The 14,881-nt window shown below is 76.7% G+C and carries 2 protein-coding genes; both read left to right on the forward strand.

The window, feature by feature from the left end:
• Positions 1-3,634: amino acid adenylation domain-containing protein (locus VF746_31655; GenBank protein ID HEX8697017.1), on the forward strand; the 3,634-nt coding region annotated here is incomplete at its 5' end.
• A 93-nt stretch (positions 3,635-3,727) separates the two neighbouring features.
• A partial coding sequence (locus VF746_31660) for an amino acid adenylation domain-containing protein (GenBank protein HEX8697018.1) occupies positions 3,728-14,881 on the forward strand: 11,154 nt, incomplete at its 3' end.

The following is a 14,881-nucleotide window of genomic DNA, read 5'->3' on the forward strand; positions in this document are numbered from 1 at the left end:
GGCGCTGCGGGCGCACCTGGCGGAGAGGCTCCCGGAGCACATGGTGCCGGCGGCGTACGTGCGGCTGGAGGCGCTGCCGCGCACCCCGGGCGGGAAGGTGGACCGCCGGGCGCTGCCGGCGCCGGAGGGGGAGGCGTACGCCCGGCGCGGCTACGAGGCGCCGGTGGGCGAGGTCGAGGAGGCGCTGGCGGAGGTCTGGGCCGACGTGCTGGGGGTGGAGCGGGTGGGCCGCCGCGATCACTTCTTCGAACTGGGCGGGCACTCGCTCCTGGCCGTGCAGGTGGTCTCGCGCGTGCGCCAGGTGCTGGGCGTCGAGGCGGCGCTGAACGAGCTGTTCGACCGCCCGGTGCTGGCGGACTTCGCGCGGGCCGTGCAGGCGGCGGCGCGCGCGGAGCTGCCGCCGATCGAGCCGGCCGACCGCGGGGGGCGCCTGGCGCTGTCGTTCGCCCAGCAGCGGCTCTGGTTCCTGGAGCAGCTGGGGGGGATGGGGAGCGCGTACCACCTCCCCAAGCGGCTGCGCCTGCGGGGGGCGCTGGACGCGGGGGCGCTCTCGCGCGCCCTGGACCGGATCGTGGCGCGCCACGAGGCGCTGCGCACCACCTTCGTGGTGGCGGGCGGCGAGCCGGAGCAGCGCATCGCCCCGCCCGAGGCGGCCCGCTTCCCCCTCCTCGAGCACGACCTGCGCGGGCACGCCGACGCCCCCGCCGAGCTGGACCGCCTGGTGGCCGAAGAGGCGGGCGCGCCGTTCGACCTGGAGCATGGGCCCCTGGTGCGCGGGCGCCTCCTCCGTCTGGCCGACGACGACCACGTCCTCCTGCTGACCCTGCACCACATCGTCTCCGACGCGTGGTCCACGGGAGTGCTGGTCCAGGAGCTCGGCGCGCTCTACGCCGCCTTCCACCGCGGCGAGGACGACCCGCTCCCGCCGCTGCCGGTGCAGTACGCCGACTACGCGGCGTGGCAGCGGCGCTGGGTGGACGGCGAGGTCCTCCGGCGGCAGGCCGACTACTGGACGCGGACGCTCGCCGGCGCCCCCGAGCTGCTGGAGCTGCCGGCGGACCACGCGCGCCCGGCGCGGCAGGACCACGCGGGCGCCATCGTCCGCGTGGAGCTGGACGAGGCGCTCACCGCGGCGCTGAAGGCGCTCTCCCGCCTGCAGGGGACCACGCTGTTCATGACGCTCCTCGCCGGGTGGGCGGCGGTGCTGGGCCGGCTCTCGGGGCAGGACGACGTGGTGGTCGGCACGCCCACGGCCAACCGGGGGCGGCGGGAGATCGAGGGGCTGATCGGCTTCTTCGTCAACACGCTGGCGCTGCGCGTGGACCTGTCGGGCTCGCCCACGGCGGCGGAGCTGCTGGCGCGGGTGAAGGCGCGCGCGCTGGAGGCCCAGCAGAACCAGGACATCCCCTTCGAGCAGGTGGTGGAGCGGGTGCGGCCGGCGCGCAGCCTGGCGCACAGCCCCCTCTTCCAGGTGCTGTTCGCCTGGCAGAGCGCGCCGCGCGACCGCCTGGAGCTGCCGGGGCTCGAGCCGGCCCCCGTGCCGGGGGCGCCGCCCGAGACGGCCAAGTTCGACCTGTCGCTCTGGCTCTCCGAGGCCGGCGGGCGCATCGCGGGCCGGGTGGAGTACGCCACCTCGCTCTTCGAGCGCGCCACGGTGGAGCGCTTCGCCGGCTATCTGCGGCGGATGCTCGCGGCGATGGCGGCCGACGAGGACCGGCCGGTGGAGCGGCTGGACCTCCTCCCCGGGGCCGAGCGCAGGCAGGTGGTCGAGGAGTGGAACCGGACGGCGGCGGAGTATCCGCGCGGCGCGTGCGTCCACGAGCTGTTCGAGGCGCAGGCGGCGCGCACGCCCGACGCGGTGGCGCTGGTCTTCGAGGACCAGGCGCTCACCTACGCGGAGCTGAACGCCCGCGCGAACCGGCTGGCGCACCACCTCCGCGGGATCGGCGTGGGCCCCGACGCGCGGGTGGGGCTCTGCCTGGAGCGGAGCCTGGAGATGGTGGTGGGGCTGCTCGGGGTGCTGAAGGCCGGCGGGGCGTACGTGGCGCTGGACCCCGGGTACCCGGAAGACCGGCTGCGCTACATGCTGGCCGACAGCCGGCCGGCGGTCCTGCTCGCCCGGTCGCCGCTGGCGGGGCGCGTCGCCGGGGCGGGCGTCCCCGTGCTGGCGCTCGACGCCGACTCGGGCGCGTGGGCGGGGCGGCCCGCGACCGACCCGGAGCGGCGGGGGCTGACCCCCGAGCACCTGGTCTACGTGATCTACACCTCGGGCTCCACCGGCCGGCCCAAGGGGGTGATGAACGTGCACCGCAACCTGGTGAGCCGGATCGCCGGCATCCAGGACGCCTGGCGCCTCGAGGCGGGCGAGGCGGTGCTGCAGAACGCGTCGCTCAGCTTCGACGTCTCCGCCTACGAGCTCTTCTGGCCGCTGATGGTGGGCGCCCGCGTGGTGATGACGCGCCCCGACGGGCACCGCGACCCGGCTTACCTGGTGGAGACGATCCGCGCCCACGGGATCGGCACGGCCAGCTTCGTCCCCTCCATGCTGCAGCTCTTCCTGGAGCAGCCGGGGGTGGAGGGGTGCAGCGCGCTGCGGCGGGTCCCCTGCGGCGGCGAGGCGCTCCCCGCGGCGCTGGTGCGGCGCCTCGCGCAGCGGCTCCCGCAGGCCAGGCTCTACAACCGCTACGGGCCCTCCGAGGCCGCCACGGCGGTCACGGGCTGCGTCTCGCCGGCCGAGGAGGCGAAGGGGAGCGTCCCCATCGGCCGGCCGATGCCGAACGCGCGCGTCTACGTGCTGGACCCCTCGGGCGAGCCCGTGCCCGTGGGGGTTCCCGGCGAGCTGTACATCGGCGGGGCGGGGGTGGCGCGCGGGTACCTGGACCGCCCCGGGCTCACCGCCGAGCGCTTCGTGGCCGACCCCTTCGGGGCCGAGCCGGGGGCGCGCCTGTACCGCACGGGCGACCTGGCGCGGTGGCTGGCCGACGGCCGCCTCGAGTTCCTGGGCCGCAACGACTTCCAGGTGAAGGTGCGCGGGTTCCGGGTGGAGCCGGGCGAGGTGGAGGCGCGCCTCGCCGAGCACCCGGGCGTGCGCGAGGCGGTGGTGGTGGCGCGCGAGGACGCCCCCGGCGACCGGCGGCTGGTGGCGTACTGCGTGGCCGCCGGCGCCGGGGCCGACGCCGAGACGCTCCGCGCGCACCTCCTGGCGCGGCTCCCCGAGTACATGGTGCCGGCCGCGTACGTGGCGCTGGAGGCCATGCCGCTCACCCCCAACGGCAAGCTGGACCGCGGCGCGCTCCCCGCCCCCGAGGGCGGCGCCTACGCGCGGCGGGGGTGGGAGGCGCCGTCCGGCGAGACCGAGGAGGCGCTGGCCGCCCTCTGGTCGGAGGTGCTCGGGGTGGAGCGCGTGGGCCGCCACGACCACTTCTTCGAGCTGGGCGGCCACTCGCTCCTGGCCAGCCGGCTGGCGCTCCGGCTCCGGCACGACCTGGAGGTCGACGTCGGCCTCCGCGACATCTTCGAGCGGCCCGTGCTCGCGGAGCTCGCGCAACGGGTCCTGGACGCCCAGCTCGCCCAGTTCGACCCGGCCCAGCTCGCCGGCCTGGCCGCGCAGCTCGGCCACCCCGCCGCGGGGTGAGCGCGGTCCCGAGCGAGAAGACGAACGTAAACGCGCGGCCGCCGCTTCCGGCGGCGCCCGCGCCCGCACCTCCGGCAACGAGTGCTTTCGCCCATGAACCCCACGCCGACCGTCGCCGACCGCGAGCAGCTCCTGAAGATGGCGCGCGCCGCCAGGCTGGAGCGCAGCTGGTCGGCGCTCTCCCCGATCGAGCCCGTGGACCGGGGCGCTCGCCTGGCGCTGTCGTTCGCGCAGCAGCGGCTCTGGTTCCTGGAGGAGCTGGGGGGGATGGGGAGCACCTACCACGTCCGCCGGGGCCTGCGCCTGAAGGGCGGGCTGGACCGCGCCGCGCTCGTGCGCGCGCTGGACCGGATCGTGGCGCGCCACGAGACGCTGCGCACCACCGTCCGGGTGGTGGACGGCGAGCCGGAGCAGCGGATCGCCCCGGCCGGGGAGAGCGCCTTCGCCCTCCTCGAGCACGACCTGGGCGCCCACCCCGACGCCGAGGCGGAGCTCCTGCGCCTGGCGGCGGAGGAGGCGGCCGCGCCCTTCGACCTGGAGCGCGGGCCCCTGATCCGCGGGCGGCTGGTGCGGATGGGCGACGACGACCACGCGCTGCTGGTGACCATGCACCACATCGTCTCCGACGGGTGGAGCATGGGGGTGCTGGTGCACGAGCTGGGCGTGCTGTACGGCGCCTACCGCGAGGGCGGGGAAGACCCGCTCCCGCCGCTCCCGGTGCAGTACGCCGACTACGCGGCGTGGCAGCGGCGCTGGATGGAGGGCGAGGTCCTGCGGGCCCAGGCCGACTACTGGAAGCGGACGCTCGCCGGCGCTCCGGCGCTCCTGGAGCTGCCCACCGACCGCCCGCGGCCCGCGCGGCAGGACCACTCGGGCGCGTCGGTCGCGGTGGAGCTCGACGAGGTGCTCGCCGAGAGGCTCAGGGCGCTCGGCCGGCGCCACGGGACCACGCCGTTCATGACGCTCCTGGCGGGGTGGGCGGTGGTGCTGGGCCGGCTCTCGGGCCAGACCGACGTGGTGGTGGGCACCCCCACGGCCAACCGGGGGCGACGGGAGGTCGAGGGGATGATCGGGGCGTTCCTGAACACGCTGGCGCTGCGTGTGGACCTCTCCGGCTCGCCCACGGCGGCGGAGCTGCTGGGGCGGGTGCGGGAGCGGGTGCTGGAGGCGCAGCAGAACCAGGACATCCCCTTCGAGCAGGTGGTGGAGCTGGTGCAGCCGGCGCGGAGCCTGGCGCACAGCCCCCTCTTCCAGGCGATGCTCACCTGGCAGAACGCGCCGCGCGACCGGCTGGAGCTCTCCGGGCTCGCGCTGGCCCCCGTGCACGGCGCCTCGCAGGAGACGGCGAAGTTCGACCTGTCGCTGGACCTCTGGGAGGCGGGAGGCCGGATCGCGGGCCGGCTGGAGTACGCCACCGCGCTCTTCGACCGGGCCACGGTGGAGCGCTTCGTCGGCTACCTGCGGCGGCTGCTGGAGGCGTTCGTCGCGGACGACGGCCGGCCGGTGGAGCGGCTGGAGCTGCTCCCCGAGGCCGAGCGCCGGCTGGTGATCGAGGCGTGGAACGCCACCGGCGCCGGCGACGCGGGCGGCGTGTACGTGCACGCGCTCTTTGAGGAGCAGGCGGGGCGGACTCCCGACGCGGCCGCCGTGGTCCACGAGGGCCGCTCGCTCACCTACGCCGAACTGAACGTCCGGGCGAACCGGCTGGCGCACCACCTCCGGGGCCTGGGCGTGGGCCCCGACGCCCGGGTGGCGATCTGCGTGGAGCGCGGCCCGGAAATGCTCGTGGGGGTGCTGGGGGTGCTGAAGGCGGGGGGCGCCTACGTGCCGCTCGACCCCTCGTACCCGGCCGACCGGCTGCGCTACATGCTGGCCGACTCCCGGCCCGTGGCGCTGCTGACACAGGCGTCGCTGGCGGGGCGTTTCGCGGGGCTGGGCGTGCCGGCGCTCGACCTGCTGGCCCCCACCCCGGAGTGGGCGGACGCGCCGTCCACGAACCCCGATCGGGCGGGCCTCGCGCCCGGGCACCTGGCGTACGCGATCTACACCTCCGGCTCCACGGGCCGGCCCAAGGGGGTGATGATCGAGCACCGCAGCATCGCCAACGCGTACCTGGCCTGGGAGGAGCCGTACGAGCTGCGCACCCGCGCCCGCCGGCACCTGCAGATGGCGAGCTTCTCCTTCGACGTGTTCACCGGCGACTGGACGCGCGCCCTCTGCTCGGGAGGGACGCTGGTGGTGTGCCCGCGCGAGTTGCTGCTGGAGCCGGAGCGGCTGTACGCGCTCCTGGAGCGGGAGCGGATCCAGATCGCCGAGTTCGTTCCGGCGGTCCTGCGCGAGCTGGTCAAGCACCTGGCCGCGTCCGGCCGCACGCTCGGCTTCATGCGGGTGCTGGTCTGCGGCTCCGACACCTGGAGCGTCGACGAGTACCGCCACTTCCTCTCCTTCTGCGGCCCCGAGACGCGCCTGGTCAACTCGTTCGGGCTCACCGAGGCCACCATCGACAGCACCTTCTTCGAGGCGCGCTCGCTGGAGGGGGTGCACGGCGACCAGCACGTGCCGATCGGGCGGCCCTTCGCGGGCACCACCCTCTTCATCCTCGACGCGCACGGGGAGCCGGTCCCGATCGGGGTGGCGGGCGAGCTGTACGTCGGCGGCCGCAACCTGGCGCGGGGCTACCACGGCCGCCCGGAGCTGACGGCGGAGAAGTTCGTCGCGAGCCCCTTCGGCGGCGCTCCCGGCGGGCGCCTCTACCGCACCGGCGACGGCGCGCGCTGGCGCCCCGACGGCAACGTGGAGTTCCTGGGCCGGCTCGACGGCCAGGTGAAGGTCCGCGGCTTCCGCGTCGAGCTGGCGGAGGTCGAGGCCAGGCTGGCCGCCCACCCCGCGGTGCGCGACGCCATCGTCGCCGCGCGCGGCGCCTCGGCCGGCGACCGGCGGCTGGTGGCGTACTACGTGGGCGAGCCGGCGCCGGCCGAGGCGCTGCGGGCGCACCTGGCGGAGCAGCTCCCCGACTACATGGTGCCCGCGGCGTACGTGCGGCTGGAGGCGCTGCCGCTGACGCCGAACGGGAAGGTGGACCGGGGCGCGCTCCCCGAGCCCGGGGGCGAGGCGTACGCCGCGCGCGCCTACGAGCCGCCGCTGGGCGAGGCGGAAGCGGCTCTGGCGGAGATCTGGGCGGAGCTCCTGGGGGTGGAGCGCGTGGGGCGCCACGACCACTTCTTCGACCTGGGCGGCCACTCGCTCCGGGCGATGCAGGTGGTCTCGCGCGTGCGGCAGGCGCTGGGGGTGGAGGCCGCCGTGGGCGACCTGTTCGCCCGGCCGGTGCTGGCCGACTTCGCGCGGGGGCTGGAGCACGCCGCCCGGGCCGACCTGCCGCCGATCGGGCCGGCCGCGGGCGAGGAGCGCCTGGCGCTCTCCTTCGCGCAGCAGCGGCTCTGGTTCCTCGACCGGCTGGACGGCGCCGGCGCGGCGTACCACCTCCCGTTCGGGCTCCGGCTGCGGGGGGAGCTGGACCGCGCGGCGCTGGAGCGGGCGCTGGACCGGATCGTGGACCGCCACGAGGCGCTGCGCACCACCTTCCCCGAGCAGGGCGGCGTGCCGGTGCAGCGGATCGCCCCGGCCGGGGAGGCCCCCCTGCTTCTGGCGGCGCACGACCTGGGCGGACACCCGGGGGCCGGGGCCGAGCTCGACCGGCTGATCGCGGAGGAGGCGAGGGCGCCGTTCGACCTGGCGGGAGGGCCGGTGGTGCGGGGGCGCCTGGTCCGCCTGGCGGCCGACGACCACGTGCTGCTGGTCACCATGCACCACATCGCCTCCGACGGCTGGTCGCTGGGCGTGTTCGTGCGCGAGCTCGGCGCGCTCTACGCCGCCTTCCGCCGGGGGGAGCCGGACCCGCTCCCGCCGCTCCCGGTGCAGTACGCCGACTACGCGGCATGGCAGCGGCGCTGGGTGAAGGGTGAGGTGCTGGAGGCGCAGGCGGAGTACTGGACTCGGGCGCTGGCGGGAGCACCGGAGCTGCTGGAGCTGCCGACGGACCACGCGCGGGCCGCCCGGCGCGACCACGCGGGGGCGGCGGTCGAGGTGGCGCTGGGCGAGGAGCTCACGGCGGGGCTCAGGGCGCTCTCCCGCCGGCACGGGACCACGCTCTTCATGACGCTGCTGGCCGGGTGGGCCGCGGTGCTGGGCCGGTTGTCGGGGCAGACGGACGTGGTGGTCGGCACGCCGACGGCCGGCCGGGGGCGCCGGGAGATCGAGGGGCTGATCGGCTTCTTCGTGAACACCCTGGCGCTGCGCGTGGACCTCGCGGGCTCGCCCACGGTGGCGGAGCTGCTGGGGCGGGTGCGGGCGCGCGCGCTGGAGGCGCAGCAGAACCAGGACATCCCCTTCGAGCAGGTGGTGGAGCGGGTGCAGCCGGCGCGCAGCCTGGCGCACACCCCGATCTTCCAGGTGATGCTCGCCTGGCAGAACACTCCCGGGGCCCGGCTGGAGCTGCCGGGGCTCACGCTGGCGCCGGTGGGGCGCTCCGCGCAGGCGGCCACCAAGTTCGACCTCTCGCTCTCGCTCGGCGAGGCGAGGGGGCGGATCACGGGGAGCGTGACGTACGCCACCTCGCTCTTCGAGCGGGCCACGGTGGAGAGCTGGCTCGGCGCGCTGCGCAGCGTGCTGGAGGCGATGGCGGCGGACGAGCGCCTGCCGGTGGACGACCTCCCCCTCCTCCCCGAGACCGAGCGCCGGCGGGTGCTGGAGGAGTGGAGCCGCGGGGAGGCGGAGGACGACGCGGGCGGCGGGCTCGTCCACCGGCTCTTCGAGGCGCAGGCGGAGCGCACGCCCGGCGCGGTGGCGGTCGTCGGCGACGCCGGAGCGCTCACCTACGCGGAGCTGAACCGGCGCGCGAACCGGCTGGCGCACCTCCTCCGGCAGCGGGGGGTGGGCCCCGACGCACGGGTGGCGCTCTGCGCCGAGCCCGGCCCGGAGGCGGTGGCGGGGGTGCTGGCCGTGCTGAAGGCGGGCGGCGCCTTCGTCCCGCTCGACCCCTCGCACCCCGAGGAGCGGCTGCGCTGGCTGCTGGCGGACAGCGCCCCGGCGGCGCTCCTGGCCGAGGCCTCGCTGGCGGGGCGCTTCGCCGGGTCCGGGGTGCCGGTGGTCCGGCTCGACGCCGGGGCGGGCGCGCCGGAGACGAACCCGCCGGGCGCGGGCCTCGCTCCCGACCACCTGGCGTACGTGGTCTACACCTCGGGCTCCACCGGCCGCCCCAAGGGGGCGATGGTCTCGCACCGCAGCCTGGCCGGGCACCTCCGCTGGGCCTCCCGCGTGGCGCTCGGCGGCGGGGTGGAGGAGCTGCCGTGGACGACCCGGCTCTCCTTCGACGCCGCGCTGAAGCAGGTGCTGGGGCCCCTCCTGCGCGGAGGCGCGGTGTGGGTGCTCGCGCCCGGGGTGCTCCGCGACCCGGCGGCGCTCCTGGAGGCGCTCGGCTCCCGCGGCGCCCCGCTGGCGCTCAACTGCGTTCCCTCGCTCTGGAGCGCGCTCCTGGGCGCGGCGGCGGCGCACGGGGCGCCCGCCGGCCTGGCCCGCCTCCTCCTGGGGGGCGAGGCGGTGGCGCCCGAGCTGCTGGAGCGCACGCGGGCGCTCGTCCCGGGCGTGGAGGTCTGGAACCTGTACGGCCCCACCGAGACCACGGTGAACGCCGCGGCCGGGCGGGTGGAGCCGGGGCGCGCCGGCATCGGGCGCCCGGTGGCCGGCGCGCGCGCCTACGTGCTGGACGGGCGGCTCCACCCCGTCCCGGTGGGGGTGCCGGGAGAGCTGTTCGTGGCGGGGCGCGGGGTGGCCCGCGGCTACCTGGGGCGCCCCGGCCTCACCGCCGAGCGCTTCCTTCCCGACCCGCTCGGCGGCGCGCCGGGGGAGCGGATGTACCGCACGGGCGACCGGGCGCGCTGGCGGGCCGACGGCAGGCTGGAGTTCCTGGGGCGCGCCGACTTCCAGGTGAAGGTGCGCGGCTTCCGCGTGGAGCCGGGCGAGGTCGAGGCGCGGCTCCTGGAGCACCCGGAGGTGCGCGAGGCGGTGGTGGCGGCGCGCGAGGACGCCCACGGCGAGACGCGCCTGGTGGCGTACTGCGTGGCCTCCGGCGCGGTCGACGCCGAGGGGCTGCGGGCGCACCTGGCCGCGCGGCTCCCGGAGTACATGGTCCCCGCGGCGTACGTGCGGCTGGAGGCGCTCCCGCGCACGCCCGGCGGCAAGGTGCACCGTGCGGCGCTCCCCGCTCCCGAGGGCGACGCGTACGCGGCGCGCGCCTACCAGCCGCCGGCCGGCGAGGCCGAGCAGGCGCTGGCCGAGGTCTGGGCCGACGTGCTGGGGGTGGAGCGGGTGGGGCGGTGGGACCACTTCTTCGAGCTGGGCGGCCACTCCCTCCTGGCGGTGCAGGTGGTCTCGCGGCTGCGCCAGGTGCTGGGGGTGGAGGCGGCGCTGGGCGAGGTGTTCGAGCGCCCCGTGCTGGCCGACTTCGCGCGGGGGCTCGCTCCGGCGGCGCGGGCGGAGCTGCCGGAGATCGGGCCCGCGGACCGGACGGGGCGCCTGCCGCTGTCGTTCGCGCAGCAGCGCCTCTGGTTCCTGGAGCAGCTGGGCGGGCTGGGCGGCGCCTACCACGTGCGGCGGGGGCTGCGCCTGCGCGGCGAGCTCGACCGCGCGGCGCTCTCTCGCGCGCTGGACCGGGTCGTGGCCCGCCACGAGGCGCTGCGCACGACGTTCGCGGTGGTGGACGGTGAGCCGGAGCAGCGCATCGCCCCGGCGGAGGAGAGCCGCTTCGCCCTCGCCGGGCACGACCTGTCCGGCAGCGCCGACCTGGAAGGGGACCTCCGGCGCCTGGTGCTGGAAGAGGCGGAGGCGCCGTTCGACCTGGAGCGCGGCCCGCTGATCCGCGGCCGGCTGGTCCGGCTGGCGGAAGACGACCACGTCCTGCTGCTGGCCATGCACCACATCGTGGCCGACGCGTGGTCGATGTGGGTGCTGGTCGACGAGCTCGGCGCGCTGTACGCCGCCTTCCGCCGCGGCGGCGCCGATCCGCTCCCCGCGCTCCCGGTGCAGTACGCCGACTACGCGGCGTGGCAGCGGCGCTGGGTGGACGGCGAGGTCCTCCGGCGGCAGGCGGACTACTGGACCGGGACGCTCGCCGGCGCCCCCGAGCTGCTGGAGCTGCCCACCGACCATCCGCGTCCCGCGCGCCAGGACCACGCCGGGGCGTCGGTCCGCGTGGAGCTGGACGAGGAGCTCGCGGCGGGGCTCCGGACGCTCTCCCGCCGGCAGGGGACCACGCTGTTCATGACGCTGCTCGCCGGGTGGGCCACGGTGCTCGGCCGTCTTTCGGGTCAGGACGACGTGGTGGTCGGCACGCCGGCGGCCAACCGCGGGCGGCGGGAGATCGAGGGGCTGATCGGCTTCTTCGTCAACCCCCTGGCCGTGCGCGTGGACCTGTCGGGCTCGCCCACGGTGGCGGAGTTGCTGGGACGGGTGAAGGCGCGCTCGCTCGGGGCGCAGCAGAACCAGGACATCCCCTTCGAGCAGGTGGTGGAGCGGGTGCGGCCGGTGCGGAGCCTGGCGCACACGCCGCTCTTCCAAGTGCTCTTCACCTGGCAGAACGCGCCGGGGGGAAGCCTGGAGCTGCCGGGGCTGGAGCTGGCGCCCGTGCCGGGGGCGTCGCGGGAGACGGCCAAGTTCGACCTGTCGCTTTCGCTTGCCGAGGCCGGGGGGCGGATCGTCGGCAGCGTGACGTACGCCACGGCCCTCTTCGAGGCGGCCACGGTGGAGCGCCACGTGGGCTACCTGCGGCGGGTGCTGGAGGCGATGGCGGCCGACGAGCTCCGGCGGGTGGACGCCCTGCCCCTCCTCCCGGACGCCGAGCGCCGGCGGGTGCTGGAGGAGTGGAACGCCACCGACGCGGAGTATCCGCGCGAGGCGTGCCTGCACGAGCTGTTCGAGGCGCAGGTCCGCCGCACGCCCGGGGCGGCGGCGGTGGTCCACGCCGGCCAAGCGCTGACCTACGCGGAGCTGAACGCCCGCGCGAACCGGCTGGCGCACCACCTCCGCGCGCTCGGCGTGGGTCCGGACGCGCGGGTGGCGCTCTGCGTGGAGCGCGGGCTGGACATGATGGTGGGGCTCCTGGCCGTGCTGAAGGCCGGCGGCGCCTACGTGCCGCTGGACCCGGCGTACCCGCCGGACCGCCTGCGCCACATGCTGACGGACAGCGCTCCCGTGGCGCTGCTCACCCGGCGGGCGCTGGCCGGGCGCTTCGGGGAGCTCCGCGCGCCGGTCGTCGCCCTCGACGCGGACGCGCGCGCCTGGGCGTCGCTCCCCGGCGCCGACCCGGATCGCGCGGGGCTCACGCCGGAGCACCTGGCGTACGTCATCTACACCTCGGGCTCCACCGGCCGCGCCAAGGGCGTGCTCCTCGAGCACCGCAACGCCGTCAACTTCGTCTCCTGGGCCCGCGCGGCATTCGCGGAGGGCGACCTCGCGCGCACCCTCTTCTCCACCTCGCTCAACTTCGACCTGGCGGTCTTCGAGTGCTTCGTGCCGCTCTCCGTGGGCGCCACGGTGCACCTCGCCGCCGACGCGCTGGAGCTGGTCACGCACCCGGCGCCGGTGACGCTGGTCAACACCGTCCCCTCGGCCATGAAGGCGCTGGTCGAGGCCGGGGGCGTGCCGCCGAGCGCGCGCGTGGTGAACCTGGCGGGCGAGCCGCTGAAGCGCGCGCTGGTGGAGGCGATCTTCGCCGGCACGCAGGTGGAGCGGGTGTGCAACCTGTACGGCCCGTCGGAGACCACCACCTACTCCACCTGGGTGGCCATGCGCCGCGAAGAGGGCTTCGCCGCGCACATCGGCCGCCCGCTGGCCAACACGCGCGTCTACGTGCTCGACGCCGCGGGCGAGCCGGTGCCGGTGGGGGTGGCCGGCGAGCTGTACATCGGCGGGGCGGGGGTGGCGCGCGGCTACCTGGACCGGCCGGAGCTGACCGCCGAGCGCTTCGTGGCCGACCCCTTCGGCGCCGAGCCGGGGGCCCGGCTGTACCGCACGGGCGACCTGGCCCGCTGGCGCGCCGACGGCACGCTCGAGTTCCTGGGGAGGAACGACTTCCAGGTGAAGATCCGCGGCTTCCGCGTCGAGCCGGGCGAGGTCGAGGCGCGCCTGGCCGAGCACCCGGAGGTGCGCGAGGCCGTGGTGCTGGCGCGCGAGGACGCGCCCGGGGAGAAGCGCCTGGTGGCGTACTACGTGGGCGAGGCGGTGGGGGCCGAGGCGCTGCGGGCCCACCTCGCCGCGAAGCTGCCCGAGCACATGGTGCCGGCGGCGTACGTGAGGCTGGAGGCGCTGCCGCTCACCCCCAACGGCAAGGTGGACCGCAAGGCGCTCCCCGCGCCCGAGGGCGACGCCTACGTGCGGCGCGGCTGGGAGGCGCCGGCCAGCGAGACGGAAGCCGCGCTGGCGGAGCTGTGGACGGAGCTGCTGGGCGTGGAGCGCGTGGGCCGGCACGACAACTTCTTCGAGCTCGGCGGCCACTCGCTCCTGGCGGTCCGGCTCATCCAGCGGATGCGGCGGCGCGGGCTGCACGCCGAGGTCGGGGCGCTCTTCACCACGCCCACGCTGGCCGAGCTGGCGGGCGCAGTGGGGCGCGAGTCGCTCGAGGCCGAGGTGCCCCCCAACCGCATCCCCACCCCCTGCGACGTCATCACCCCCGAGATGCTCCCGCTGGTGGAGCTGAGCCAGGCGGAGGTCGACGCCGTGGCGGCCGGGGTGGAGGGCGGGGCGGCCAACGTGCAGGACGTCTACCCGCTGGCGCCGCTGCAGGAGGGGATGCTCTTCCACCACACCATGACGGGGGAGGGCGACCCGTACGTGCTGCCGGTGCTCTCCGCCTTCGACCGCCGCGAGCGCCTGGACGCGTACCTGGCCGCGCTGCAGGCGGTGATCGACCGGCACGACGTCCTGCGCACCTCGGTCGCCTGGGAGGGGCTGCGCGAGCCGGTGCAGGTGGTGTGGCGCCGGGCCCGGCTGCGGGTGGAGGAGGTGGAGCTCGACCCCGCCGCGGGCGACGCGGCGCAGCAGCTCTACGCGCGCTTCGACCCGCGGCGCCACCGGCTGGACCTGCACCGGGCGCCGCTGATGCGGGTCTGCGTGGCGCGCGACGCGGCGCGGGAGCGCTGGCTCCTCCTCGTGCTGCAGCACCACCTGGTGAGCGACCACACCACCGGCGACATGGTGCAGGAAGAGGTGGAGGCGCACCTCGCCGGGCGCGCCGACGCGCTCCCGGCGCCGCTGCCGTTCCGCAACTACGTGGCGCAGACGCGGCTGGGGGCGAGCCGCGCCGGGCACGAGGCGTACTTCCGCGCCCTGCTGGGCGACGTGGACGAGCCCACGGCGCCGTTCGGACTGCTCGACGCCTGGGGCGACGGCTCGGGGATCGCCGACGCGCGGCTGCCGGTGGACGCCGCCCTGGCGGCGCGGCTGCGCGAGCGGGCTCGGGCGCTGGGGGTGAGCGCGGCCAGCGTGTGCCACCTGGCGTGGGCGCTGCTGCTGGCGCGGGTGTCGGGGCGGGCCGACGTGGTGTCCGGGACGGTGCTCTTCGGCCGGATGCGCGGCGGCGAGGGGTCCGACCGGGCGCTGGGGCCGTTCATCAACACCCTCCCCGTGCGGGTGAGGGTGGGCGCGGACGGGGTGGAGGCGGGGGTGCGCGCGATGCACCGGCAGCTGGCGGAGCTGCTGCGGCACGAGCACGCCTCGCTGGCGCTGGCGCAGCGGTGCAGCGGCGTGGCCGCGCCGGCGCCGCTCTTCACCGCGGTGTTCAGCTACCGCCACAGCAGGGCCGGGGGAGCGGCCGGCGCCGCGCGGCCGGACGGCGCGCCGGAGGGGATGCAGAGGCTCGGCGGGTCGGAGCGGACGAACTACCCCGTCACCGTGTACGTGGACGACCGGGGCGAGGGGTTCGGCCTCAAGGCGCAGGTGCCGGCGTCGGTGGGCCCGGAGCGGGTGTGCGCCATGCTGCACCGGGCGCTGGAAGGGGTGGTGGAGGCGCTGGAGACGGCGCCGGCGCGCCCCCTGGCGGACGTGGACGTGCTCCCTCCGGCGGAGCGGCGGCAGGTGGTGGAGGGGTGGAACGCCACGGAGGCGGAGTACCCTCGCGGCCTGTGCGTTCACGAGCTGTTCGAGGCGCAGGCGGCGCGGACGCCCGACGCCGTGGCGCTGACCTTCGCGGGACGGTCG

Origin of the sequence: Longimicrobium sp. (assembly GCA_036389795.1) — a bacterium.
GTDB lineage: Bacteria > Gemmatimonadota > Gemmatimonadetes > Longimicrobiales > Longimicrobiaceae > Longimicrobium.